Here is a 24136-nt window from a genome sequence, read left to right on the forward strand (position 1 = left end):
TAAAGGAGAGTTTTATGCCAACGCCCGCTAACGATGCACCGCTAGAGGTCGCTTGCCCTCAATGCAGCAAGCCAGTCGTCTGGAGCACAGAGAGCGCCTATCGCCCTTTTTGCAGCAAACGATGCCAGCTGCTTGATCTAGGCGCTTGGGCGGAAGAGTCTCACCGTATTTCGGGCGAATCCGCGATGGATGAAGCCGATTTGGAAACGCTGCTTGCCCAAGCGGATAGAGACGCCCCGCTCTCTTAGCCCATGAGTGTTCTGCCATGAACGATAATGCCCTGCCCGTTTACCACTTGCTGCATGAGCTGGATGCCCGTTTCGATGACTTGATGGCAGCTATAGATCATGCAGCCACTTATTATGAGCAGCAGCAATCAGCCACATGGCACTTTCAGCCCTACCCTGGGGGTAGGTCTTGGCTACGACAAGCCCTGCTCGATATGTGGCATCAGCAGGGCCAAGATGGGCGCGAGACGCGTAACTACATTGCGCTTATCGCAGCAGATGATGAATTACTTGAAAAGTTTACGGCGGTTAACCGCGCTAAAGCACACATTAGCGACCTGCTTCAGCATATTAAACAGGCACAGCCAAATACACTCAGCCAAGCCAAACACCGCTTGCCTCAACGCCACCCAGACGTGGATAACGTGCTGCGTCAGGGTGGCTTGGCGCGCTTGCACCTTAAGCAGTGTTGGCGGCACCTTCCTATTGCCCCGGCACCGGTATCGCGCGTTCGCTTTGCTTGGTATAGCAGTGGCCGCTCAATAAAAAAAATTACCGTACAAGAAGCAGAGCAAAAACTCTTGCAGTTAGATACCGACGCCGCTCATGTCCGCATTCAGCTAAACAAGTTAGCGGGCATTCCAAGCAGCGAGCCTCTCGCCCAGGTGCAATCGCAGGCGCCTTTGATGCGAGCCAACTTATTTTTCACTGAGCCTTTAGAAGATGGCCACACCCGACGCGCGATGAATGTTGCCCTACCGCTTATTGTGCCTAGCCAAGGTCAGCAGCTTCCTCATATTAAAATGCCGCCGCTTGAACCGCCTGCCCAACGAACCAGGGCTAAGCGACGCGATGAAAAATTAGAGCATGAAGCCTTTCTACCCAGCTTGCGTATTTACCGATACCGCTAGCCTGACAACGGCGGTACTGTTTGCAACTCCCACCGCTCATAGGTGAGTAGCGTTTGAATCAGTTCGCTTAACTCACTTTCCGATAGATCATATTCGCTGATCAACGCCTTAACGCGTTCGTTGAACACTTGGTCGCGCTTTTCAGTAAGCGCTGCTTGATCGTCAGCCTCTAGATCCGCCAGCGATCTGACAGGTGGCCCGGTAGGGATATTCATACTGTTATTAGGGTCATCCAGCTGACGCAGTGCTTGCGCAAAGGCGTCATCTAGCTCGCGGAATTTACGCAGCTTTTCACGCTCGTCCAGCTGTTTTTCAACCTTTTGATATTTCATTGGTATGTCATTTACACCTTATATAAAAGGGTCGATACGCCTGCTCAACAGCTCTTTTGCCAAAAACTGTGCACAAACGCGTAAATCAACAGAGCAAACTTGCCTTTGCCACTCCTTAGCCGCATAAAGAGAGGGTTACCGCATTAGCATTACCTTAAGGTTCCCCATAGACTCGCAATTCTATTACGCAGGAAAGGTTGCTCTATTGATTGCTTGTCTACTTGTCACTGTCACGTAGCACCGAGAAGGTGCGTTACAGGTGAACAAAACCCCACCTGTAAATTACACGCAAAGGAGGCCAGATAATGTTCAACGCAATGACACGAGCTGAGATCTGGCTGCAGGATACACTCGATAAAACGCTGGGCATCGAAGACCTAGCCAACCACCTGGGTTACTCGTCATCTCAAATACGGCGCCAATTCCGTCAATGCTTTAATATATCGCCTAACGCCTATAGGGAAAAAAGACGTCTTGAGCACGCGGCTGTTTTGCTTTCGCTCACTTCTCAAAATATAGCGCATATTGCACTACGCTGCGGTTATCTTAACCACTCGTCTTTTTCACGCGCCTTTCAGCGGCGCTACGAGCTTACGCCGCGTAGCTATCGTTATGCGCTCAGCGGCATTCACGCTCTGCCACTTCCTAAGCAACAGTTTAAGACCACTATAGCGAGAAGCCAACCCAGACAAATTGTTCTCATGCGCCGGTACAATGCGCCAGAGCGCATTGATGGCTTAGGGCTAACCAAGTACCACACGAGCCAGCTGGAGTGCTTTCAAGCCCACTTGGAGCACGTTACCCCCGCTATTTCGCTACCAGACTTATTACCCGAGAAAGTAGAAGCACTTGAAGAGCCTTCCACTCACCAGATACGAACCGATGTAGGGCTTTACCTGGAAAGTAATGCGCAAACCAATCATCTGGCCTTACCCGCCGCTTATCGTCGCGTAGCCATCCCATCTCACTACTATGCCAAAACATGCTTTAAGGACTTTGCAGAGTTATCGCAAGCAATGACAGCAACGTTGATACAGCTACTGAGGGATCAGAAGCACTTTCATATCAGTGGGGAAGCACCCAGGGTGCTTTGGCACCCAGATCATTTAGAGCTGCAAACACCGCTATTATCCTAACCAGCGATCGTCTAGCTCATAAAAAAACAACGCGAGAATTAACCATCGTCGAAAACAAAACCGGCACTTCTGTTAAGAAATGCCGGTTTAAACTACTTAATCTTCCATGCGCACCAACCAAGACTCGACGGCCTCATCGCCATACTCATCTTTCCAATTACGCAGACCTTTATGGTTACCACCACGGGTTTCAATCACTTCGCCGTTGTGTGGGTTCTTATAAATTTTCAAACGACGCTTACGGCGTGAAGACGCTGCAGGCGCTTTAGCACTACGCTGATCTGAAGCAGGGTCTAACAGAGCAATTACATCCGCCGGGCGCTTTCCAAACTCATTCATCAATGCTTCTAGCTTCGCCTTAAACTCCAGCTCGCTTTTTAACCGCTGGTCACCTTCCAGGCGTTGAAGATCTTCCTGCAGTTGTTTCAGCTGCTGCTCTTTCTGGATATATTCATTTAAAAGTGACATAGGAGTTCCTTTTTTGCCAGGGTTTAACGTAGCGTAATTTTAACCGCATAAGGCATAGAGTGGGCAAGCTCAATACCCGTTAATTCAGGATGCGGACACATTATTGCCGTAAAAGTGTTAATTGACAACTAGTCTAGATGATTTTGTGGTATTTACTAATCAATTTTACAGACTTGCGTAAAACTTAAAAGTTCAGTGTTTTAAAATTAACAAGCAACAAACAGTTACTGAAAGCATGATGAATTACCGCTACTGAACCTAGCACAAGCCAAAAAAAACGCCGCCCTGTCGGGCGGCGCTTTTATAGGTAAGAGCTAATAAATTAGTCTTGACCCATCTGCTGCTTGATAAGATCGCCGATAGTGGTCGGGCCACCTGCGGACTCGGGCTCTTGATCACGCAATTTCTTCAGGTTCTGACGAGTATCGTCTTGCTCTTTCGCCTTAACCGACAGGTTGATCTGACGGCTCTTACGATCGACGCTAACAATACGCGCTTCAACGCTATCGCCTTCGTTCAGAACGTTACGCGCGTCTTCTACGCGATCCGCACTGATTTCAGAGGCTTTCAAGATAGCGATAACATCTGTCGCCAGTTCAACGTGAGCTTCTTTAGCATCAACTTCAACGATACGGCCAGTTACGATGCTGCCTTTATCGTTAACAGACAGATATTCAGCAACCGGATCAGAATCCATTTGCTTGATACCTAAAGAGATGCGCTCGCGCTCTGGGTCGATAGAAAGGATGACGGCTTCAGCTTCGTCGCCTTTCTTGAAGTTACGTACCGCTTCTTCGCCCGTTTCTGTCCAAGAGATATCAGACAGATGAACCAGACCATCGATGCCGCCTTCAAGGCCGATAAAGATGCCGAAGTCAGTGATTGACTTGATGGTACCTGAAACGCGGTCGCCCTTGTTGTATTCAGCGTTGAAGGTTTCCCATGGGTTAGCAGTGCACTGCTTGATACCCAGAGAAATACGACGACGCTCTTCATCGATATCCAGAACCATGACGTCAACATCGTCGCCCACTTGGACAACTTTAGACGGATGGATGTTTTTGTTGGTCCAGTCCATTTCAGAAACGTGAACCAGGCCTTCAACGCCTTCTTCCAGCTCCGCAAAGCAGCCGTAATCGGTCAGATTAGTGACCACAGCGTGAACTTTGGTGTTTTCCGGATAACGCTCTTTGATGTTGACCCACGGATCTTCGCCAAGCTGCTTCAGACCTAGTGAAACGCGGTTACGCTCACGGTCAAATTTCAGCACTTTAACGTTGATCTCGTCGCCAACAGCAACGATTTCAGACGGATGCTTGATACGCTTCCAGGCCATGTCGGTGATGTGCAACAGGCCATCAACACCGCCTAGATCAACGAAGGCACCGTAGTCAGTCAGGTTCTTAACGATACCTTTAATCTGCTGACCTTCCTGCAGCGTTGCCAGCAGCGCTTCGCGCTCGGCACTGTTCTCAGCCTCAAGCACGGCACGACGCGATACAACAACGTTGTTACGCTTCGGATCAAGCTTGATGACTTTAAAGTCGAGCTCTTTGTTTTCCAGGTGCGCAGTGTCGCGAACCGGGCGAACATCAACCAGAGAACCTGGTAAGAAGGCACGAATAGAATCAACTTCGACGGTGAAGCCGCCTTTGACTTTACCGTTGATCACGCCTTTGATGACTTCGTCTTTCTCGAAGGCTGCTTCCAGAACCTTCCAAGCTTCTGCGCGCTTGGCTTTCTCACGGGACAGACGCGTTTCACCGAAGCCATCTTCAACGGCTTCTAGTGCAACGTGAACGTCGTCACCGATAGCGATGTTTAGCTCACCGTTTTCATCGCGGAATTGTGACGCCGGAATCTGACCTTCAGATTTCAGACCAGCGTTGACGGTAACCCAGTCACCATCAATGTCGACAACTTGAGCCGCGACGATGGCGCCTGGCTCCATGTTAATGTCGTTAAGAGACTGTTCAAACAGTTCAGCAAAGCTTTCGCTCATGGTTTTCCTACGTGATCAACGTTGTTGAGGCATAAATGCCTTCTCCGCACCACCAGCGAGTACGGGCCTAATGTCATTCAGCTTCTGGAGGTGTTAGCGCTGGTTAGACCTGACCGGGCTCACTGATATGTAATATCGCCCTGCCACGTCGTGACACCTTTCCAAAAACGCCGCAAGGGAGAATCAAATGCCGCTTGCCATGCCACGCTGGGCCAGCAGATCGGTCAGCCGTTCAACCACTTCCGGTATGCTCAGGCGTGTGGTATCAAGCGTAATGGCATCATCTGCCGGCTTGAGAGGGGCCACACTGCGCTGCATATCGCGTGCATCGCGTGCCTGAATCTCCTTCAAAAGACTCGAAAGACTAGCATCCACCCCAGCTTCCTGCAACTGTTGATGCCGCCGATGAGCCCTCTCTTCCGCACTAGCGGTTAAAAAAATCTTCAGCGTGGCGTCTGGAAACACCACGGTTCCCATATCACGTCCGTCTGCCACAAGGCCCGGCGCTTGGCAAAAATCCCGCTGACGCTGAAGTAGCGCAGCCCGCACCTGTGGCAATGCCGCTACTTGTGAGGCGCGCTCCCCCGCCTGCTCGGTGCGGATGACTTGCCCAACCTCTTCACCCTCCAGTAGCGTGCGCGGTTGGCCAGACTCTACCGGGAAAGCAACATCAAGCGTCGCTGCGATGCTTGAAAGCGCGGCTTCATCATCCAAGGCGACGTGATGCTTAACGGCCGCCTGCGCTGTCAATCGATAAAGCGCGCCACTGTCTAACAGGTGCCACCCCAAGCGCTCAGCCATCAGGCTACTAATCGTGCCTTTGCCTGCCCCACCGGGGCCATCAATGGTCAGCACGGGCACATTACGCGTCATTACAGCCCTCCACGCTAATGTTGACACCGATTCGCTGGGCGAGCTCGACAAAATCAGGAAACGAAGTCGCTACATTGGCGCAGTCATCAATAATGATCTCACTGCTTGCCCGAAGCGATGCCATCGCAAACGACATCGCAATACGGTGATCACCCAAGCTATCAATCCGCCCGCCGCCGTAGCTGGGCACCTGATCATTACCATTACCGACGATATCGATTCCATCCTCTACAACGCGGTGCTCAACACCCAGAACAGCCAGACCATCGGCCATCGCCTGAATGCGGTCGGACTCTTTCACCCGCAGCTCTTCGGCTCCGCGCAGGCGCGTCGTGCCCTGGGCGTTGGCAGCTGCGACGAATAGCGCAGGAAACTCATCAATCGCCAGGGGCACTTGATCTACTGGGATATCAATCCCCGTTAGAGGGCGGTAGCGAATCCGAATATCGGCCACTGGCTCGCCGCCCACTTCACGCTCGTTTTCAAGCGTTAAATCGGCCCCCATCAAGGTGAGGATATTAATCACGCCTATGCGCGTTGGATTGATACCCACATGCGCTAGCGTAATATCAGAACCCGGCGTAATTGCGGCCGCGACGAGGAAGAAGGTCGCTGACGATACATCAGAAGGCACGTCGATAGGACCAGCGGTAAGTTTGCCACCGCCTTTCAACCAGCAAGTATCGCCTTCCCTACTCACTTCGTAGCCAAAGCCGTTTAACATACGCTCGGTATGATCGCGCGTTGGGGCCGGCTCACGTACTTTGGTCTCCCCCTCAGCGTATAAACCTGCCAACAGCAGGCAAGATTTCACCTGCGCGCTCGCCATGGGCATATCGTAATCAATGCCTTTAAGTGGCGCACCACCTTTGATGTTGAGCGGCGGGCGCCCGCCCTCTGCCGTATCAATAGTGGCGCCCATCAGACGCAGCGGATCTGCTACACGCCCCATGGGGCGCTTGGTGAGAGACTCGTCGCCTGTTAGTTCGCTATCAAATGCCTGACCAGCCAGCAAGCCTGCAAATAAACGCATAGCGGTGCCGGAGTTTCCTACATAAATAGGGCCAGAGGGGGCTTTAAGCCCGTGCATGCCTACTCCGTGAATAGTGACGCGACCTTGGTGCGGCCCCTCGATCGCCACCCCCATCTCACGAAACGCCTGTAGCGTTGCCAAGCTATCCTCGCCCTCTAAAAAGCCCTTAACCTCTGTCACGCCTTCGGCAAGAGCGCCCAGCATGATAGAGCGGTGCGATATGGACTTGTCGCCCGGCACGCGTAATTGGCCTTGCGCCTGACCACCGGGACTCACCCGGTAGGTGATCTTACCCTCTGGTTGCATGTGATATTCCGCCTGATAACTAGTTTTATTTAGCAAGGTGTCAAAATAGTGGCGTGCATGGCTGGCACGGTCAAAGGTGGCAATCAACGCATCGCTGTCGCCACGCTCAACGGCATCCCTTAAACGCGCAAGTCCCGCTTCAAAATCATCTAATGACGATAAAACGGCATCACGATTGGCAATAAAGATATCCCGCCACATAACCGGATCACTACCCGCAATGCGGGTAAAGTCACGAAACCCGCCAGCGGCATAACGAAAAATATCCAGCCGTTCATCTTGACGCGCCAGCGTGTCGACTAACGAGAATGCCAGCAAATGCGGCAGATGGCTGGTACGCGCCAGCACTTGATCATGACGCTCTACGCTCATCTGCAGCACTTGCGCGCCGCAGGCCTGCCATAGCGCCTCTACCCGGGCCAGCGCGTCTGCATTGACGTTTGGCTCTGGGGTAAGAATCACCTTATGGTTGGCATAAAGCGCTGGATTCGCTGCTGCCACACCGCTCTTCTCAGAACCCGCGATAGGGTGCCCCAGCACCATATTGGACGGCACACAGCCAAACACGCGTTCCGCACATTCACGAATGGTGGCTTTAGTGCTGCCGACATCGGTTATTGCTACATTACTTGCCGCAGTGGAAAGCTCTGCTGCAAGCGTTTGCATCACGCTCTCCATGGCAAGCACTGGAACGGCAAGCACCACCATGGAAACATCCGACAACAGCCCAGAAAGCTGGGTGTCTCCCGCGTCAATCAGCCCCATCTCTATGCCAAGGGCCACTTCGCTCGCATTAGGATCGCAAGCGATGATTTCTCCCTTGAAGCCTGAAGCTCGAAGCCCCGCCGCCAATGACCCCCCGATAAGACCCAGCCCAACGATCAGTAATCGTGGCTCCCGGCATACTGCCTGTGTACTCATATTGGGCAGCCGCGCTGTCACAGAACGCCCTGGGGGTAAGAGCCTAATACACGTAACTCTGAGGCGCGCAGTTTAACTTCTTCAAGCACGGCCGCCACTTGGGGCTCATCACGGTGGCCTTTAAAGTCAATAAAGAACACGTAGTTCCATGCCCCTGTCCGCGAAGGGCGCGTTTCAATACGCGTCAAATCAATTTTGTGACGATGAAAGGGTTCTAATAGGTCATGCAGCGCGCCGGGCTGGTTGCGCATGGCCACGACAATGGATGTTTTATCTTCACCCGACAGCGGTACATCTTGGTTGCCGATAATCAAGAAGCGCGTTGAGTTATCAGGGCGGTCTTCAATCTTGTCGGCAATACGCTCAAGTCCGTAGAGCTTAGCAGCCATATCACCGGCAATCGCGGCGCTATGCCATTCGGTTTTCACCAGCTTAGCGGCTTCCGCGTTGGAGGACACCGGCACTCGTTCAGCATGAGGATAGTGTGCATCCAGCCATTTGCGGCATTGGCCAAATGACTGGGGGTGAGAGTAAATTCTTGAGACCTTATCTTTACGGGTCGTCTCACTAATCAGCAGATGGTGATGAATACGCAGCACCACTTCACCGCAAATTTTGATGGAAGAGTCCATAAATGTATCGAGGGTATGGTTAACCACGCCCTCGGTTGAGTTCTCAACCGGTACCACGCCGTAGTTAACCGCGCCCGCTTCTACTTCACGGAACACTTCATCGATCGCCGCCATGGGCAGGCTAACCGCACTCTCACCAAAGTGCTTGAGCGCTGCCTGCTGGGTAAACGTTCCCTCTGGGCCGAGGTAGGCGACTTTGACAGGCTGTTCAAGCGCCAGACACGCCGACATGATTTCACGAAATAGCCGCGCCATCTCCTCAGCGTCCAGCGGGCCTGAGTTAAGTGCCATAATCCGGCGCAATACCTGCGCTTCGCGCTCAGGGCGATAAAATACGGCATCTTTATCTTCAGCTAGCTTAACGTGGGCGACCTGCTGCGCACAGCTTGCCCTTTCACTTATCAAGCGCAATATATCGCCATCTAACTGGTCGATACGTTGACGTAATTCGTCCAAAACAATCGGCGTATCGGACATGATGGTTAGCCCCTTCGTTGTTCAAAGTCCGCCATAAAGGCGATTAACGCATCCACAGCCTCTTCAGGCACCGCGTTATACAAACTGGCACGCATACCCCCTACGCTACGGTGCCCCTTCAGATTAAGCAGCCCCGCTTCGTCCGCCTCTTGTAAAAACACGTTATCTAACGCGGCATCTGCTAATACAAACGGTACGTTCATACGCGACCGATTAGCACGGGCAATGGGGTTGCTATAAAACGCGCTGGCATCAATCGCGGCATAAAGCTTGTCGGCTTTACGCTGATTAAGGGCGTCCATGGCATTAAGGCCGCCCATATCGCCTTGAAGCCATTGGAAAACAAGCCCTGCCAAGTACCACGCATAGGTCGGTGGCGTATTGACCATCGAGCCTGCCTCTGCGAGCAGCTGATAATCAAATAACGAAGGTGCACCCGGCACGGCCTTGCCAAGCAAGTCATCACGTACGATGACCAGCGTTAAACCAGCAGGGCCTATATTCTTTTGGGCGCCCGCATAAATAACGCCGAAATCAGATACGTTAATCGGGCCAGAAAGAATATTGGACGACATATCGCAGGCAAGCGGCACATCAGAACCATCGGCACGTTTTACAACCGGCGTATAGTCAAACTCTAACCCACCAATGGTTTCGTTAGAGGTGTAGTGCAGATAGGCGGCATCGCTGCTTACTGCCAGCGCATCCAGTGCAGGTACTGCCGTGTTGCCACTCGCTTCACTGCTCCCCGCTAAATGGCAACGGTAACCTAAATGCTTGGCTTCGCTTACGGCTTTCTTACCCCAAATACCCGTTTGGATAAAGTTGGCGCTACCGCCTCCACCCAACAAATTCATGGGTAGCATCGCAAACTGCATGCTGGCGCCGCCTTGCAGAAACAGCACTTTGTAATTACTGGGAATATCCAGCAATTTGCGCAGGTCAGCCTCTGCACGCTCGGCAATGGCCACGAACTCATCGCTACGATGGCTCATTTCCATTACCGACAGGCCACGCCCTTGATAATCCAGCAGTTCGCTACGCGCGCGCTCAAGTACAGCAGCAGGCAGGGCCGCAGGCCCTGCACAAAAGTTATAATGACGTATCATCGGTTCCCGGTTCCTGTGCGCCACCTTCAACTATGTTTGACTCGCCCTCTTCAAGCGCCTCAAAGTCGCTTTCCGTTGGCTCATCAACCCGGACGGTTTTCACCAGCTTCTCTTCTTTACCTAGACGAATCAGCATCACGCCCTGGGTGTTGCGCGAAGTAGTAGAGACTTCTTCGACGCGGGTACGCACTAAGGTGCCACGATCGGTAATCAGCATCATTTCATCGCTGTCGTATACCTGCATCGCCGCCACTAGCGAACCATTGCGCTCGCTGGTTTGCATAGCGATAACGCCCTGCCCCCCGCGGCCACGCAGCGGGAACTCCTCAAGGCGAGTGCGCTTGCCATAGCCGTTCTCACTGGCGGTCATAATATAGATCTGACCTTCCGACTGAACCTGCTCTTGGGGCGCGGCTTGCAACTCTGCGTCACCCTCTACATCCGCCTCAGCGTCAATCTGCTGACTCTTAGGAATAATCAGGCTAATCACTTCGGCATTTTTGGCCAAACGCATGCCACGCACACCGCGCGCGGTGCGGCCCATCGCACGCACATTACCCTCTTCAAAGCGAATGGCTTTTCCATTCGAGGAGAGCAGCATGGCGTGATCACTGCCAGAAGTGATGGCAGCCCCCACCAAGCGGTCGCTCTCTTCTAAGTCGATGGCAATTAAGCCGACGCTACGCGGGCGGGAGAATTGCTCAAGGCTGGTACGTTTAACGGTGCCGTTGGCCGTGGCAAAGAAGATGTAGTGCTCGGGGTCGTAATCACGCACCGGCAGAATCGCGTTAACCGCCTCACCCTCTTCCAGCGGCAGCATGTTAACCAGCGGCTTACCCCGCGAGCCGCGGCTAGCGTTAGGCATTTCGTACACTTTCAGCCAGTACACTTTGCCGCGATTTGAGAATAGCAGCACGGTATCGTGGGTAGACGCCACCAGCAGATGCTCAATGACATCTTCGTCTTTCATGGAGGTGGCTGACTTACCGCGACCACCCCGACGTTGCGCTTGATAGTCTGACAACGGCTGGGTTTTGGCGTAGCCCGAGCGGGACACAGTGACTACCATATCCTCTTCGGCGATCAGATCTTCTATTGAAAGATCTAAATGGCTCGCCTGAATTTCCGTGCGACGGTCATCACCAAACTGATCACGCACTGCGTGCAGCTCTTCACGGATCACTTCCATTAGCCGATCAGGTGACGCCAAAATTGCCGTGAACTCAGCAATCTTCTCTAGAATCGTCAGGTATTCGCTGAGCAGCTTTTCAGTTTCAAGACCGGTTAAGCGGTGTAAGCGAAGCTCAAGAATAGCCTGCGCCTGCGCGGGGGATAGGCGGTATTCGGTTGCGGATGGGTTAAGACCAAACGCCTCATCAAGGTCTTCAGGCTTACACGAAGTGGCGCCAGCGCGCTCCAACATGGCGGTAACCTGGCCCGGCTGCCAAATTTTAGCTAACAGCTTTTCGCGCGCTTCAGCGGCGTTGGGCGACGCTTTAATCAACTCGATGACTTCGTCGATGTTAGAGATGGCGACGGCCAAACCTTCCAACAAATGACCACGCTCACGGGCTTTCTTCAGCTCATACAGCGTGCGGCGAGTGACGACCTCACGGCGATGGCGAATAAACGCTTCAAGCATCTCTTTAAGGTTGAGCGTACGCGGCTGGCCATTTTCAAGCGCCACCATGTTGATACCAAACACGTTTTGCAGCTGTGTTTGAGCAAACAGGTTATTCACCACGACTTCGCCTGACTCGCCGCGCTTCACTTCAATCACCACGCGCAAGCCGTCCTTATCAGACTCATCGCGCAGCTCGGCAATGCCCTCAATCTTTTTCTCTTTCACCAGCTCGGCGATTTTTTCAATCAGCCGCGCTTTGTTCACCTGATAGGGCAGCTCAGAGATAATGATGTGGTCACGACCACTCTTATCGTGATGCTCAATGGTGTGGCAGGCACGCACGTAAATGCGCCCACGCCCCGTACGGTAAGCATCTAAGATGCCCGCACGACCGTTAATAATGCCGCCAGTAGGGAAATCCGGGCCGGGGATGTACTGCATGAGGTCATCAACGGTGAGCGTATAGTCGTCGATTAACGCCAGGCACCCGTCGATCACTTCCCGCATATTATGCGGCGGAATATTGGTGGCCATACCCACCGCAATGCCCGATGACCCGTTAATCAGCAGATTGGGGACTTTCGTCGGCATTACTTCAGGAATGCGTTCCGTGCCGTCGTAGTTATCTACCCAATCAACCGTATCTTTTTCAAGATCGGCCAAAAGCTCGTGGGCGAGGCGCGCCATGCGTACCTCGGTGTAACGCATCGCGGCGGCGCTGTCCCCGTCGATGGAACCAAAGTTACCTTGGCCATCGACCAGTACGTGGCGCATGGAAAAGTGCTGAGCCATACGTACGATGGTGTCATAAACCGCACTGTCACCGTGCGGGTGGTATTTACCGATAACATCGCCGACAACACGCGCCGATTTCTTGTACGGTTTATTCCAGTCATTACCCAGTTCATGCATGGCAAACAGCACACGCCGATGAACAGGCTTGAGGCCATCGCGCACATCAGGGAGCGCGCGACCGATAATGACACTCATCGCATAGTCGAGGTACGACTGCTTGAGCTCGTCTTCAATATTGACGGGCAAGATTTCTCTGGCGATGTCACCCATGAAAGTCAGATCCTTTGCACTGCATTGGCACTGCGAGAGTTGAAAGCGCTTAAAAATGCCGCCCCTAATTGTACAAACGAAAACAGCACAATAGGACGGCGCGCAGATACTCTGCCATCATACCACTGCATAAGCACCAAGGGCAGTCAGGGGGTCGCCTTCGCTTATTGCACGGCAAACGCTTCTTTTGTGACAACAAGACTTTCAAGCACGTTACGCACGTCACCCTCGATCGCCGCTGCTTTGTTGGCTTTCATATCCAACAGCACAAACGTAAGGTCAGCCTGGGCAACCAAGGTGCCGTCTGTACGCAGGATGCGGTGATGGCAAAGTGCGCTGCGCTCACCTACGTCAACAATCCCCGTCAACACACGAAGATCATCGTTTTGTACCGCCGCTGCGCGATAATCAATATTCAAATTAACCACTACAAACGCGTAGCCTGCCTGGTGCAGTTGCTTGATTAAGCTCGGATGCTCATCGAAAAAAGCCCAACGCCCCTCCTCCATGAATTCAAGATAGCGCGCGTTATTCACGTGGCCATAGCCATCCAAGTGATAGCCGCGAACCCGCATACTTACCTGTGTAATTGCCCCAGACATCGTGCCTCCTTTTCAATCACTGTGTGTGGTTGTGTGAGTTGGTAAAACAGCCCCAATCAAACACAAGTTTAAAACGTACGCAACAACACGACATTTCCTGAGGTGCTAGCAGGAAAGGCCTGCTTTCGACATAATGTGCCACCTTTTAAATAGGATTGGTGACATGTGGTTTAAGCACCTGCATTTATATCGCCTGCATGGCGCCCCTGAACTAGACAGTTCAGCGTTAGCAAGCGCACTCGATACCCATGCAGCCAAGCCTCTGGGTAATGCCGATGCGAGGCGGCTTGGCTGGACAGCCCCCGCTGGCCGCCTAGGCGGAGGACAATTGCTGCACGAAATTCAGGGGCATCGGCTGATTTCAGCGCTGCGCCAGGAGCGCTTGCTACCCGCCTCCGTCGTAAAAGAAGAGGTCGACGAAAAAGTAGCGGATATTGAAACCAGCGAAGGCCGCAAAGTTACCCGCAAAGAAAAAACTGCTTTAAAAGAGCAGGTCACGGAAGAGCTATTGCCCCGTGCGTTTGTGCGTAGCCAGAAAATTGACCTGTGGTGGGATACACGCCGCCACTTAATTGGCATCAATGCCAGCTCACGTACCCGTGCCGAAGATATTCTTGACCTGCTGCGTGAAACCCTTGGCAGCTTAAAGGCCACACCCATTTCATCCCAAACGCTGCCTATTCGCGCCATGACCACATGGCTTGGCGACCCTGCCAGCCGCCCTTCCGACCTGCAACTGGGCGATCAGGTAGAGCTAAAAGCCAAGGGCGACGACGGCGTTTTACGTGCGCGCCAAGTCGATTTAGATAGTGATGAAATACAGCAACTACTCGAAAGTGGTCGCCAAGCAAGTAAACTCGCCATCAGCCTGGAAGGCCGCTTAAGCTTTGTGCTCCACGATGACTTAGCGCTGAAATCGCTGCGTTTTGGCGACGCACTGATTGAAGAGGCAGACCACGCCGATGATGGCGACGACGCCTTGGCACGGCTAGAAACCGACTTTATTTTGATGGCACAGGCACTCTCCGACGATGTCATCCGCTTGTTAGAGTGGCTTGGCGGTGAAACACAGCGGGAACCTGTCGCGCATCAAGAAGCCTAATGGCTACTTTTGGCTAGCACTGAACTTCGACCTACTTTTGCATAACACCCAACGGATCGCATGACTCAACACAACAACGCACCCAATGCTGACCCCGCCAATGACCCCTGGGCCGACATTCGTCCCTACATGGATCATGAGGTCAAAGACGTTCTTGCGCGCCTTACCCATGACAGCGAGCTCCTGGATGCGCTGACGCAGTTCCGTCTCCCGCGCCTAGCCAAATGGGCACCTCCTCTCGCGCGCAGCTTGGCAAGCTACGCCGTGCGCCGAGAAGTAAAAGGTGTCACCACCGTACGTGATTTTCAAATGCGTATTGCCCATTATATGGAGCGTATGATTCGCACGACCACGGATGCATTTGACGTGGCCGGGCTGGATAAACTCGATCCCCACAGCGCCTATTTATTTATTGGCAACCATCGTGATATTTCGTTGGATCCAGCGTTTGTTAATTACGCGCTGTACCAGGCCAATCGCGATACTGTGCGTATCGCAATTGGTGACAATTTGCTGAAAAAGCCATACGTTACCGACCTTATGCGCCTCAATAAGAGCTTTATTGTGCCGCGCAGCGCCCGGGGTAAGCGGGCTATGCTGGCGGCCTATCAACAGCTCTCCGCCTACATACGCCACTCTATTACCGTCGACCAGCACTCTATCTGGATGGCCCAGCGCGAAGGGCGTGCCAAAAATGGCATTGACCACACCGACTCCGCCATCATTAAAATGCTCATCATGGCCCGGCGCAATGCAGAGCGTGATATGGAGTTTGGCGACGCCATTGCCGAATTGAAGCTAGTACCGGTTTCCATTAGCTACGAGTACGACCCCTGCGACCTGCAAAAAGCCCAAGAGCTTCACGATGTAGCCACTCAAGGCAGTTACGCTAAGAGCGAATTTGAAGATATTCGCTCAATCGTGGCGGGCATTACAGGCTCCAAGGGGCGCGTACAGCTTAAGTTCGGCACGCCAGTCAGTGCCGATGTAGCCACACCCGGCGAAGTAGCAGCAGAAATTGATCGGCAAGTTATTGGCGGCTACCGCCTATTCCCGAGCCATTATCTTGCGTTGGAAGCCCTGGGTGACGCGCCAGAGCTGGTGGCCCGCAAGGCAATCACCCGACAAGACAGAGAGCGGTTCAAAGCTCGCTTAGCCAGTGTACCCGAAGCCCTGCGCCCCTACTGGCTTGAACAGTATGCGAACCCCGTCAAACACAAAGCAGGGCGCCTAACCCTGTAAATTACTGTTCAATATATCCACCGTATACGGCCGAGCAAGGCATGCTTGGCCGTTGAAAAAGTGCTATGGTCAAAGCAATAATTATTCCGCTTGGTGCCGCCAAGCGCGGCCTTAAGGAGAGTCCTAATGTCCGCATCAGAAATTCAAAAAACGCGTATCATCAATGAGCTTCATGGCTTTATCCGTAAATTGCTGCAAGATCCAAAAATTCTTGAGCAATCGCTTGCCATTGCTCGTCAGCATCTTTCTGAGGGCAATAGCGCGTCGGCGATGGCTCGCATTGCCAACGAAATATCAGATACCACCAGCGTGCATATCCCTGAAGACCCGGCTGAGCACTCGGACGCTGACAAGCTATTTTTAAACGTACTGCGTGAAGTGGTACAAGAAGAGCAAGCGCTCTACTAGTGTTAAACAATGTTGCCAGCATCAAAACGGCAGCGTGTGGCAATAAAGCGTTGTCCATTGACCGCTTTATTGTGCGAGTTCACGGAGCCTCTGATTAACGTTACGAACGCAATAGTTAATCCGAGGTTCCTTACGTTACCGGCGAAGCGTACTTACCCTTCGCCGTCTTTATTTGTTATGGCCTAACCGGAAGTATCCTTCACCATGTCTAACACTGCCCCGCGCAACATTCTGGTGACCAGCGCGCTCCCTTACGCTAACGGAGCGATTCACCTCGGTCACTTACTTGAGTACATTCAAACGGATATTTGGGTACGTTTTCAAAAGAGCCGTGGTCAGCAGTGCTACTACGTTTGCGCCGACGATGCCCATGGCACGGCCATTATGCTGCGCGCTGAGCAGGAAGGCATTACGCCAGAAGCGTTAATCGCGCGGGTCTCACAAGACCACCAGGAAGACTTTGCACGTTTTGGGGTTGGGTTTGATAACTACCACTCCACCCACTCCGATGAGAACCGCTACTTTAGCGAGCTGATTTATACACGCTTGCGCGATAAAGGCCATATTGCCACTCGCGATATCGAGCAGATGTTCGACCCGCAGAAAGGGCTTTTCCTAGCGGATCGCTTTATCAAAGGCACCTGCCCAAAATGCCACGCGGACGACCAGTACGGCGACAACTGCGAAAAATGCGGCGCAACCTATACACCTGCCGACCTGATCAATCCGGTCTCTGCTATTTCCGGCGCAACCCCCGAGGTACGCAGCTCTACGCACTACTTCTTTAAGCTGCCCGACTTTGCTGAGTTTCTTCAGCAGTGGATTAACGACGGTCACGTTCAGCCGCAAATTCGCAACAAGCTGATGGAGTGGTTTGAATCCGGGTTTAACGAGTGGGATATCTCCCGTGACGCGCCATACTTTGGCTTTGAAATTCCCGACGCGCCGGGTAAGTACTTCTATGTATGGCTAGACGCTCCCATTGGTTATTTGGCGAGCTTTAAAAACCTATGCGAGCGTGACGGTATTGATTTCGATAGCTTCTGGAAAAAGGACTCAGACGCCGAGATCTACCACTTTATCGGCAAAGATATTGTTTACTTCCATGCGCTGTTTTGGCCTGCCATGCTCCACGGCGCCGACCTTCGTACCCCCACAGCGGTTAATTGCCACGGCTTCTTAACCGTCGATGGCGCTAAGATGTCCAAGTCCCGCGGCACGTTCATAAAGGCCGCCACCTATGCCGAACATCTTAACCCGGAATACTTGCGCTACTATTTTGCCGCTAAACTCACCTCAAAAGTGGACGATCTTGACCTCAATCTCGATGACTTCTCCGCTCGGGTGAATTCTGACCTCGTTGGCAAGGTCGTGAACATCGCCAGCCGCTGTGCGGGCTTCGTCAAAAAGCTCGGCAACGGCACGCTTTCCGAGCATTGCGCTGAACCCCAGATGGTCGCGCGCTTTATAAGCGCAGGGGATGACATAGCCGCTGATTTTGAAGCACGTGAATTCAGCCGTGCCATGCGCAAAATCATGGAGCTGGCGGATGAAGCGAATACCTATATTGCGGAAAAAGAGCCCTGGGCACTGGCTAAACAGGATGGCCGTGATAACGAGGTGTTAGAGATTTGTTCGGTAGGTATTAACCTATTTCGTCAATTAATGGTCTACCTTGCCCCCGTGGTTCCTGTCATGGCCGAGCACGCCAGGGAGTTCCTAAAGCTTGACTCGTTAGACTGGGAAAGCCGCGGAGATGTACTGGTTAATCACCCTATCGATAAGTTTAAACCGCTCATGACGCGGGTTGAGCGTGAAAAAATCGACGCTATGATTGAAGCCTCCAAGGAAGATTTAGTGGAAGAGCAAAAGCTGAAAAACACGCCTAAAGGCCCCTTGGCAGATGACCCAGTTGCCGCAGAAATCAGCTTTGATGATTTCGCCAAGGTCGACCTGCGCATTGTGCGCATCGCAAAAGCACAATACGTTGAAGGCGCTGATAAACTTCTGCAGCTAACGTTGGATTTGGGCGGCGAAACCCGCAACGTTTTTTCAGGCATTCGGTCAGCTTACTCGCCAGAAGCGCTAGAGGGCCGCTTAACGGTGATGGTGGCTAACTTGGCGCCGCGTAAAATGCGCTTTGGTGTTTCAGAAGGCATGGTGCTGGCGTCCGCTGATAACGAGGGCATTTACCTGCTCTCCCCCGACTCCGGCGCAGAGCCAGGTCAGCGCGTCACGTAACTTCACTATGTTAAACGCAAAGGGCAGAGGTTTTACGCTTCTGTCCTTTTCTTATTCAAGATAAAAATAACAACCCTAACCTGATGATCACCCGAGATGCTCCATGGCTAATCGTTGTACCACCTCTCTACGCTTTGCACCACCGCTAGCCAAAGAAACTATTTCTACGCACAATACCCCGCCATGAGTGAACTCTTTATCATTTTGATCAGCACTGCACTGGTTAATAACTTCGTCCTGGTACAGTTTTTAGGGCTATGCCCCTTTATGGGCGTTTCCAACAAGCTGGAATCAGCGATGGGCATGTCGTTGGCCACCACCTTTGTGTTAACGCTGGCCTCCGCTGCAAGCTACGTGGTGTATCACGGCCTATTGGTGCCGTTTGATATTACCTACCTGCGTACCATTAGCTTTATTGTGGTGATTGCTGCCGTCGTACAGTTCACTGAAATCATGGTGCGCCAGCTCAGTCCGCTGCTGCATCAGGTGCTGGGTATTTTTTTGCCGCTGATCACCACTAACTGTGCCGTTCTTGGGGTAGCGCTGCTGTCCCTAAACCGTGAGCTGAGCTTTTTCCACACGACGCTTTATGGCCTAGGCGCCGCACTAGGCTTCTCGTTGGTTTTGGTACTGTTCGCCGCTATGCGCGAGCGTCTCGCCAGTGCTGATATTCCCATGCCGTTTAAGGGAGCAGCCATCGCAATGATTACCGCAAGCCTTATGTCGCTGGCATTTCTTGGTTTTTCTGGCTTGGTACAGGGGTAACCCATGGGCGAAACTTTTTCCTGGTGGGGCATTATTAGCGCCATTGGCGTGCTTACGGGCTTAGGGATTCTGTTTGGAGCACTGTTAGGCATGGCCAGCGAGCGTTTCAAAAGTGAAGAGAACCCGCTGGTAGAGCAAATTAATACGCTGCTCCCGCAAACCCAATGCGGCCAATGCGGCTACCCCGGCTGTCGACCTTATGCTGAAGCCATTAACCAAGGCGATGCCATCAACAAATGCCCGCCTGGCGGCGACGCGACCATTCATGCATTAGCCGACCTGTTGGGTCGGGAACCAGAACCGTTAGATGGTGAAGCAGCGACGGAAGATACCGTCGCTTTTATTCGCGAAGCAGAGTGTATTGGATGCACCAAGTGCATTCAGGCGTGCCCCGTCGATGCCATCATTGGAGCCGCTAAACAGATGCATACCGTCATTGAAGATGAGTGCACCGGCTGCGACTTATGCGTTGCCCCTTGCCCGGTGGATTGCATTGATATGCTGCCGAGAAGCAAGCCGCTTAGCCAGTGGCAGCCGTTAATCGGCGCCTCTGCGATAATTGCAAGCGACCGCCCCCAAGACAGGAGTGAACATGCCCGCCTATGAGTTTCCAGGCGGCATTTACCCGCCCGAGCGCAAAGCTCGCTCCAATCAGTCTCCCTTACAGGCCGCACCACTGCCATCACAGGTAACGCTTCCTTTAAAGCAGCATGCTGGCAACCCCGCAACACCCTGCGTTGTCGTCGGCGACAACGTCAACGTAGGCAGCTTAATTGCCCAGCGCAACGGCATGATTTCTGCCCACCTACACGCAAGTATAAGCGGTACCGTTACCCACGTTGACGATACAGCGATTACCATTGAAGCCGACGGGCTGGACCGCTGGGAAACGCGCCCACCGCTGGACTGGCGAACCGCGGCCCCTGCCGCGCTGCTCGAAAGGCTAGAAAGCAGCGGGCTCGCCGGCTTAGGAGGAGCGGGGTTTCCCACTCATATTAAAGCCAAGGTCGCTGAGCATCATGTCATAGACACGCTAGTGATTAACGCCGCCGAGTGCGAGCCCTATATCACGGCCGACGACCTTACCCTGCGCCACTACGCTGCCGATGTATTGGAAGGTGCCCAGCTCATCGCCAGGCTCTGCGGTGCGCAAACCATCGTCATTGGGATTGAAGACAACAAGCCTGAAGCCATTAGCGCCTTAACGCACGCGCTTTCCCAGGTACAGCACCCGGCGACCATCGCGCTCAAGATCATAGAGACCCGCTACCCCAGCGGTGGCGAGCGCCAGCTCATCAAAAAGGTGCTTAACCGTGACGTGCCCAGCGGTGGGTTGCCTGCCGATGTAGGCACGCTGTGCCATAACCCTGGCACGCTCTTAGCGGCGCTTCACGCCGTGCGCGATGGCAAGCCGCTGGTTGAGCGGATTGTGACGCTAACCGGCGATGCCATCAGCCGTCCAGGAAACGTCTGGGTGCGCCTGGGAACGCCGGTTGCCAGCCTGTTAAAGGGTGCTGGTTTAAACCCTCGCCAGCTTCAGCAAGTCATTGTAGGCGGCCCTATGATGGGTACACCGCTGACGACGTTAGATACACCGGTGACAAAAACCACGAACTGTTTGATCGCCGCCACGCTTGCCGAGCTGCCGCCAGCGCCCGTTGAATCGCCCTGCATTCGCTGCGGCGCCTGCGAACGCGTGTGTCCCGCTCAGCTGCTCCCTCAGCAGCTGCACTGGTATGCACGGGCCGAGAGCGATAATACGCTTGAAACATTAAATCTGTTCGACTGTATTGAGTGCGGTGCCTGCAGCTTTGTGTGCCCAAGCTTTATTCCACTGGTGGAGGATTATCGCTCAGCAAAACAGCGCATCCGCTTGAAGCAGATTGAAAGCGCAAAAGCCGAGCACGCCAAGCACCGCTTTGAGTTCCGCCAGGCGCGCATAGCGCGGGAAGATGCAGAAAAAAAGGCCCGCCGCCAGGCACGCCTTGCCCACACTCAAAAATCGGCGCCGAGTAGCGCTGGCGATAACGCCGCTCCGGAAGTCGACCTACGCAGCCTGCGTATTGCCCAAACAGCCGCAAAGGCGGCCGTTAAAAAAGCCGAAAAAGTCTTGGCCAGGGCCGCCGAACAGGCGCCCAAGCAGCGCTTTGAAGATTTAGAAACCCAGCTTGCCACTGCCCAAGAGAACCTCAAAGCAGCAGAAGCACGTCTTGCAGAAGCACGCGCCAACGCAACGCAAAAGGACAGCACCACATGAGTATGATGCACGCCGCTCAGGTAGGCGCTGCCCCATCCACTGCCCATCTCATGCGCTGGGTTATTGTAGCGACCCTGCCGGGCATAGCGGCCGTGACGTACTATTTCGGGCTGGGTGTGATCAGTAACGTGCTGCTGGCCGGGTTATTGGCTGTTGGCGCTGAAGCGCTGATAGTGACGCTACGTCAGCGCCCGGTTAGGCCAGCACTGCAGGATTCCAGTGCGCTGCTTACCGGCGTACTGTTGGGCGTCTCTCTGCCGCCCGCCAGCCCATGGTGGCTCATCGCAGTAGGCGTGTTAGCGGCGGTAGTGGTCGCTAAGCAGCTTTATGGCGGCTTAGGCCACAACCCGTTCAACCCTGCTATGGTGGGCTACGCACTACTGTTAGTGTCATTTCCAACGTATATGACGCTTTGGGCGCCCCCCCAGCCCCTTTCGATCGAAACGCTATTCAGCCCGACGCTCTGGGCGCAGATTATCGGCACGCTGCCTCCCACAGCACTGGATGCCCTAAGCGGCGCCACGCCGCTCGATGCCTTCAAGCATAAAGGAGAGGCGGTGTTGGCCAGCGAATTCTGGGCTAGCCAGCCGCTTCCCGAAGGCACGCTCAGTGCTTGGCGCAACGTGGCACTTGCTTGGCTGGCAGGCGGGCTAGTGCTAATCGCCAAGCGCATTATCAGCTGGCATATCCCCGTCGCCATGCTAAGCAGCATGACGCTGCTGGCGGCACTATTTTATGCCAGCGACCCCAGTCACTTTGCCTCGCCGCTGTTTCACTTGCTGACAGGTGCCACCCTATTCGGCGCATTTTTTATCGCCACTGACCCCGTTTCCGCCGCGACTAGCCAGCGTGGAAAACTCATTTATGGGGCCGGTATTGGCGTATTAGTGATCATCATCCGTACGCTAGGTGGCTACCCAGACGCGGTGGCGTTTGCGGTATTACTGATGAACGTATGTGTCCCGCTTCTGGATCTTTACACCGTGCCGCGACCAAGTAGTCATTACAACGCGGCAGCGCAATCAAAACCGAGTAAACCGTTATGACGCCCCGTCAAGCCATGTTTCGCGGCGCCTTTGCCTTAGGGATGTTTGCACTGGTCACTGCCGGCAGCGTCGCACTTACCCGGGCACTGACTGCCGAGCGCATTGCTACCCACCAACTCGCCTATCAGCACCGACAGCTACAGGAAGTGCTGCCCTCTGCGCTGGCTGATACACCGGTTCACGATGTGTTAGAAGGCGTATTTGAGTTGCCAAACCCGTCACAGCTTGGTCATCGTGACGACACGCAAGGCTGGCAACTTCATCGCGATGAGGAAAGCGCGCTTATTCTGCCGGTGGTAACACGCCAGGGCTACAACGGTGAAATAAGACTGCTGGTAGGCATTGATCAGCATCAACGCATCACCGGTGTACGGGTGACTTATCACCAAGAAACGCCGGGCCTTGGCGATGACATTGAGCGCCAGCGCAGCGACTGGATTACCCACTTTAATGGGTTAAGCTTGGCCAGCTTGCCTTCTGAAGAGTGGGCGGTACATAAAGAAGGGGGCGAGTTTGATGCCTTTACCGGCGCGACCATTACCCCGCGCGCCGTCATTAATGCGGTGCATCAAACGCTGATATATGCGGCAGAAACCGATCTCCCCATTACCTTTGAGGAGCCAACTCCATGAGCCAATGGCGCCAACTCACCCGCGAAGGGCTATGGTCCAATAACCCTGCGCTGGTTCAATTGTTAGGGCTTTGCCCGTTGCTGGCCGTGAGCGGCAGCGTGGTCAATGCCCTCGGGTTAGCCATTGCGACGCTTCTGGTGCTGGTGGGCGCCAGCACAACAGTCTCACTGCTCCGCCATCAAGTCCCCAGTGCGGTGCGGCTACCGGCGTTTGTTATGATTATTGCCGCCTTTGTTACCTGTGCCGAGCTATTGATGGCTGCCTATGCGTACCCGCTCTACCAAGTGCTGGGAATTTTTATTCCGCTGATTGTGACCAATTGCGCCATTTTAGGCCGCGCAGACGCCTTCGCCTCGCGCCAGCCGGTGCTGCCTGCCGCGGTTGATGGCTTAATGATGGGGCTAGGGTTTGGCGCGGTATTGATCGTCATGGGCGCGATACGTGAACTGCTGGGTCAGGGGACGCTATTTAGCGGCATGGCGCTGCTTTTTGGCCCCACTGCTGCTAGCTGGCAGGTAACGATTGTAGAGAATTATCAGTTTCTGTTTTTCATTCTGCCGCCAGGGGCTTTTTTTGTTGCCGGTCTGTTAATCGCGTTAAAAAATGTGCTTGATCAGCGTCGTGCCACCCGCGCGCATCCCGCCAGCGTAACGCCGCGGAGTGATCGTCGGGTCAGGGTGACCGGCACGATCAAATAAAGTAGCCTTTAATCACCAAGAGAAGAT

At 53.7% G+C, this 24136-nt stretch carries 22 protein-coding genes; 13 read left to right on the plus strand and 9 right to left on the minus strand.

Features of this window, described 5'->3' with window-relative positions; genetic code table 11:
- Positions 1-14: 14 nt before the first annotated feature.
- Together yacG and LG301_RS08120 are read left to right on the plus strand one after the other, a co-directional pair.
- Entirely contained in the window at positions 15-248 is a 234-nt protein-coding gene (gene yacG, locus LG301_RS08115; RefSeq protein ID WP_263068699.1) for a DNA gyrase inhibitor YacG, read from the plus strand.
- A 17-nt stretch (positions 249-265) separates the two neighbouring features.
- Entirely contained in the window at positions 266-1138 is an 873-nt protein-coding gene (locus tag LG301_RS08120; protein ID WP_404474965.1) for a DNA replication terminus site-binding protein, read from the plus strand.
- On the opposite strand, the gene LG301_RS08125 is transcribed toward LG301_RS08120, so the two are convergent.
- A complete protein-coding gene (locus LG301_RS08125; RefSeq protein ID WP_404474967.1) occupies positions 1135-1470 on the minus strand; it encodes a hypothetical protein in 336 nt (111 codons plus the stop codon). The genes LG301_RS08120 and LG301_RS08125 overlap by 4 nt on opposite strands.
- Before the next feature lie 305 nt (positions 1471-1775).
- Here LG301_RS08125 and LG301_RS08130 point away from each other — a divergent pair, with 305 nt between their 5' ends.
- Positions 1776-2606 carry a helix-turn-helix transcriptional regulator gene (locus tag LG301_RS08130; RefSeq protein WP_404474970.1) on the plus strand — a complete coding sequence of 277 codons (831 nt, stop codon included), beginning with the start codon at positions 1776-1778 and terminating at the stop codon, positions 2604-2606.
- 96 nt (positions 2607-2702) lie between these two features.
- Here the strand turns inward: LG301_RS08130 and LG301_RS08135 are convergent, their stop codons facing one another.
- The 8 genes from LG301_RS08135 to LG301_RS08170 form a co-directional block, all read right to left on the minus strand.
- Positions 2703-3074, minus strand: a complete 372-nt coding sequence (locus LG301_RS08135) for a histone-like nucleoid-structuring protein, MvaT/MvaU family (protein ID WP_263068692.1) — start codon at positions 3072-3074, stop codon at positions 2703-2705.
- A gap of 322 nt (positions 3075-3396) precedes the next feature.
- Positions 3397-5076, minus strand: coding sequence for a 30S ribosomal protein S1 (rpsA, locus tag LG301_RS08140; protein WP_263068691.1), 1680 nt, complete (start codon positions 5074-5076; stop codon positions 3397-3399).
- Positions 5077-5259: 183 nt separating this feature from the next.
- Positions 5260-5949, minus strand: coding sequence for a (d)CMP kinase (gene cmk / locus LG301_RS08145; RefSeq protein WP_404474972.1), 690 nt, complete (start codon positions 5947-5949; stop codon positions 5260-5262).
- On the minus strand, positions 5939-8209 hold the full coding sequence (locus LG301_RS08150; protein WP_404474974.1) for a bifunctional prephenate dehydrogenase/3-phosphoshikimate 1-carboxyvinyltransferase: 2271 nt from the start codon (positions 8207-8209) through the stop codon (positions 5939-5941). Before LG301_RS08150 ends, cmk begins: the two co-directional genes overlap by 11 nt.
- Before the next feature lie 17 nt (positions 8210-8226).
- Positions 8227-9318 (minus strand): prephenate dehydratase, encoded by a 1092-nt coding sequence (pheA, locus tag LG301_RS08155; protein ID WP_263068687.1) that lies wholly within the window; start codon positions 9316-9318, stop codon positions 8227-8229.
- 5 nt (positions 9319-9323) lie between these two features.
- A complete protein-coding gene (gene serC / locus LG301_RS08160; protein ID WP_404474976.1) occupies positions 9324-10427 on the minus strand; it encodes a 3-phosphoserine/phosphohydroxythreonine transaminase in 1104 nt (367 codons plus the stop codon).
- Positions 10411-13116: a DNA gyrase subunit A gene (gene gyrA, locus LG301_RS08165; protein ID WP_404474979.1), complete on the minus strand. Its 2706-nt coding sequence runs from the start codon at positions 13114-13116 to the stop codon at positions 10411-10413. The genes serC and gyrA overlap by 17 nt, the downstream gene beginning before the upstream one ends.
- Before the next feature lie 164 nt (positions 13117-13280).
- On the minus strand, positions 13281-13718 hold the full coding sequence (locus LG301_RS08170) for an acyl-CoA thioesterase (RefSeq protein WP_404474982.1): 438 nt from the start codon (positions 13716-13718) through the stop codon (positions 13281-13283).
- 163 nt (positions 13719-13881) lie between these two features.
- Between LG301_RS08170 and LG301_RS08175 the strand changes: the two genes are divergently transcribed.
- The 10 genes from LG301_RS08175 to LG301_RS08220 all read left to right on the plus strand — a co-directional run bounded on the left by LG301_RS08175 (position 13882) and on the right by LG301_RS08220 (position 24109).
- Positions 13882-14820 (plus strand): recombination-associated protein RdgC, encoded by a 939-nt coding sequence (locus LG301_RS08175; protein ID WP_404474985.1) that lies wholly within the window; start codon positions 13882-13884, stop codon positions 14818-14820.
- Between the two features lie 60 nt (positions 14821-14880).
- Positions 14881-16062, plus strand: coding sequence for a 1-acyl-sn-glycerol-3-phosphate acyltransferase (locus LG301_RS08180; protein WP_404474987.1), 1182 nt, complete (start codon positions 14881-14883; stop codon positions 16060-16062).
- A 126-nt stretch (positions 16063-16188) separates the two neighbouring features.
- Positions 16189-16470, plus strand: coding sequence for a hypothetical protein (locus LG301_RS08185; protein ID WP_263068681.1), 282 nt, complete (start codon positions 16189-16191; stop codon positions 16468-16470).
- Positions 16471-16674: 204 nt separating this feature from the next.
- The gene (gene metG, locus LG301_RS08190; RefSeq protein WP_404474989.1) at positions 16675-18711 is read left to right on the plus strand and encodes a methionine--tRNA ligase; all 2037 of its coding nucleotides are present in this window, start codon (positions 16675-16677) and stop codon (positions 18709-18711) included.
- A gap of 183 nt (positions 18712-18894) precedes the next feature.
- Positions 18895-19476, plus strand: a complete 582-nt coding sequence (gene rsxA, locus LG301_RS08195; RefSeq protein WP_404474991.1) for an electron transport complex subunit RsxA — start codon at positions 18895-18897, stop codon at positions 19474-19476.
- 3 nt (positions 19477-19479) lie between these two features.
- A complete protein-coding gene (gene rsxB, locus LG301_RS08200) occupies positions 19480-20082 on the plus strand; it encodes an electron transport complex subunit RsxB (RefSeq protein WP_263068675.1) in 603 nt (200 codons plus the stop codon).
- Positions 20069-21733 (plus strand): electron transport complex subunit RsxC, encoded by a 1665-nt coding sequence (gene rsxC, locus LG301_RS08205; RefSeq protein WP_404474993.1) that lies wholly within the window; start codon positions 20069-20071, stop codon positions 21731-21733. The genes rsxB and rsxC overlap by 14 nt, the downstream gene beginning before the upstream one ends.
- Complete coding sequence (locus LG301_RS08210) at positions 21730-22779, plus strand: RnfABCDGE type electron transport complex subunit D (RefSeq protein WP_404474995.1); 1050 nt, start codon at positions 21730-21732, stop codon at positions 22777-22779. Before rsxC ends, LG301_RS08210 begins: the two co-directional genes overlap by 4 nt.
- On the plus strand, positions 22776-23411 hold the full coding sequence (rsxG, locus tag LG301_RS08215) for an electron transport complex subunit RsxG (protein WP_404474997.1): 636 nt from the start codon (positions 22776-22778) through the stop codon (positions 23409-23411). Before LG301_RS08210 ends, rsxG begins: the two co-directional genes overlap by 4 nt.
- Complete coding sequence (locus tag LG301_RS08220; RefSeq protein ID WP_404474999.1) at positions 23408-24109, plus strand: electron transport complex subunit E; 702 nt, start codon at positions 23408-23410, stop codon at positions 24107-24109. Before rsxG ends, LG301_RS08220 begins: the two co-directional genes overlap by 4 nt.
- Positions 24110-24136: the final 27 nt, after the last annotated feature.

This window comes from Vreelandella venusta (assembly GCF_044809155.1).
Classification (GTDB): Bacteria; Pseudomonadota; Gammaproteobacteria; order Pseudomonadales; family Halomonadaceae; genus Vreelandella; species Vreelandella venusta_B.

Bases quoted from the DNA above. Each gene is read 5' to 3' on its own strand.
- rsxG (WP_404474997.1), top strand. From the start codon at position 22,776: ATGACGCCCCGTCAAGCCATGTTTCGCGGCGCCTTTGCCTTAGGGATG.
- LG301_RS08120 (WP_404474965.1), top strand. From the start codon at position 266: ATGAACGATAATGCCCTGCCCGTTTACCACTTGCTGCATGAGCTGGAT.
- LG301_RS08175 (WP_404474985.1), top strand. From the start codon at position 13,882: ATGTGGTTTAAGCACCTGCATTTATATCGCCTGCATGGCGCCCCTGAA.
- LG301_RS08180 (WP_404474987.1), top strand. From the start codon at position 14,881: ATGACTCAACACAACAACGCACCCAATGCTGACCCCGCCAATGACCCC.
- serC (WP_404474976.1), bottom strand. From the start codon at position 10,427: ATGATACGTCATTATAACTTTTGTGCAGGGCCTGCGGCCCTGCCTGCT.
- rpsA (WP_263068691.1), bottom strand. From the start codon at position 5,076: ATGAGCGAAAGCTTTGCTGAACTGTTTGAACAGTCTCTTAACGACATT.
- yacG (WP_263068699.1), top strand. From the start codon at position 15: ATGCCAACGCCCGCTAACGATGCACCGCTAGAGGTCGCTTGCCCTCAA.
- LG301_RS08130 (WP_404474970.1), top strand. From the start codon at position 1,776: ATGTTCAACGCAATGACACGAGCTGAGATCTGGCTGCAGGATACACTC.
- rsxA (WP_404474991.1), top strand. From the start codon at position 18,895: ATGAGTGAACTCTTTATCATTTTGATCAGCACTGCACTGGTTAATAAC.
- LG301_RS08135 (WP_263068692.1), bottom strand. From the start codon at position 3,074: ATGTCACTTTTAAATGAATATATCCAGAAAGAGCAGCAGCTGAAACAA.
- rsxC (WP_404474993.1), top strand. From the start codon at position 20,069: ATGCCCGCCTATGAGTTTCCAGGCGGCATTTACCCGCCCGAGCGCAAA.
- LG301_RS08150 (WP_404474974.1), bottom strand. From the start codon at position 8,209: ATGAGTACACAGGCAGTATGCCGGGAGCCACGATTACTGATCGTTGGG.
- LG301_RS08220 (WP_404474999.1), top strand. From the start codon at position 23,408: ATGAGCCAATGGCGCCAACTCACCCGCGAAGGGCTATGGTCCAATAAC.
- LG301_RS08170 (WP_404474982.1), bottom strand. From the start codon at position 13,718: ATGTCTGGGGCAATTACACAGGTAAGTATGCGGGTTCGCGGCTATCAC.
- pheA (WP_263068687.1), bottom strand. From the start codon at position 9,318: ATGTCCGATACGCCGATTGTTTTGGACGAATTACGTCAACGTATCGAC.
- LG301_RS08210 (WP_404474995.1), top strand. From the start codon at position 21,730: ATGAGTATGATGCACGCCGCTCAGGTAGGCGCTGCCCCATCCACTGCC.
- LG301_RS08125 (WP_404474967.1), bottom strand. From the start codon at position 1,470: ATGAAATATCAAAAGGTTGAAAAACAGCTGGACGAGCGTGAAAAGCTG.
- gyrA (WP_404474979.1), bottom strand. From the start codon at position 13,116: ATGGGTGACATCGCCAGAGAAATCTTGCCCGTCAATATTGAAGACGAG.
- metG (WP_404474989.1), top strand. From the start codon at position 16,675: ATGTCTAACACTGCCCCGCGCAACATTCTGGTGACCAGCGCGCTCCCT.
- LG301_RS08185 (WP_263068681.1), top strand. From the start codon at position 16,189: ATGTCCGCATCAGAAATTCAAAAAACGCGTATCATCAATGAGCTTCAT.
- cmk (WP_404474972.1), bottom strand. From the start codon at position 5,949: ATGACGCGTAATGTGCCCGTGCTGACCATTGATGGCCCCGGTGGGGCA.
- rsxB (WP_263068675.1), top strand. From the start codon at position 19,480: ATGGGCGAAACTTTTTCCTGGTGGGGCATTATTAGCGCCATTGGCGTG.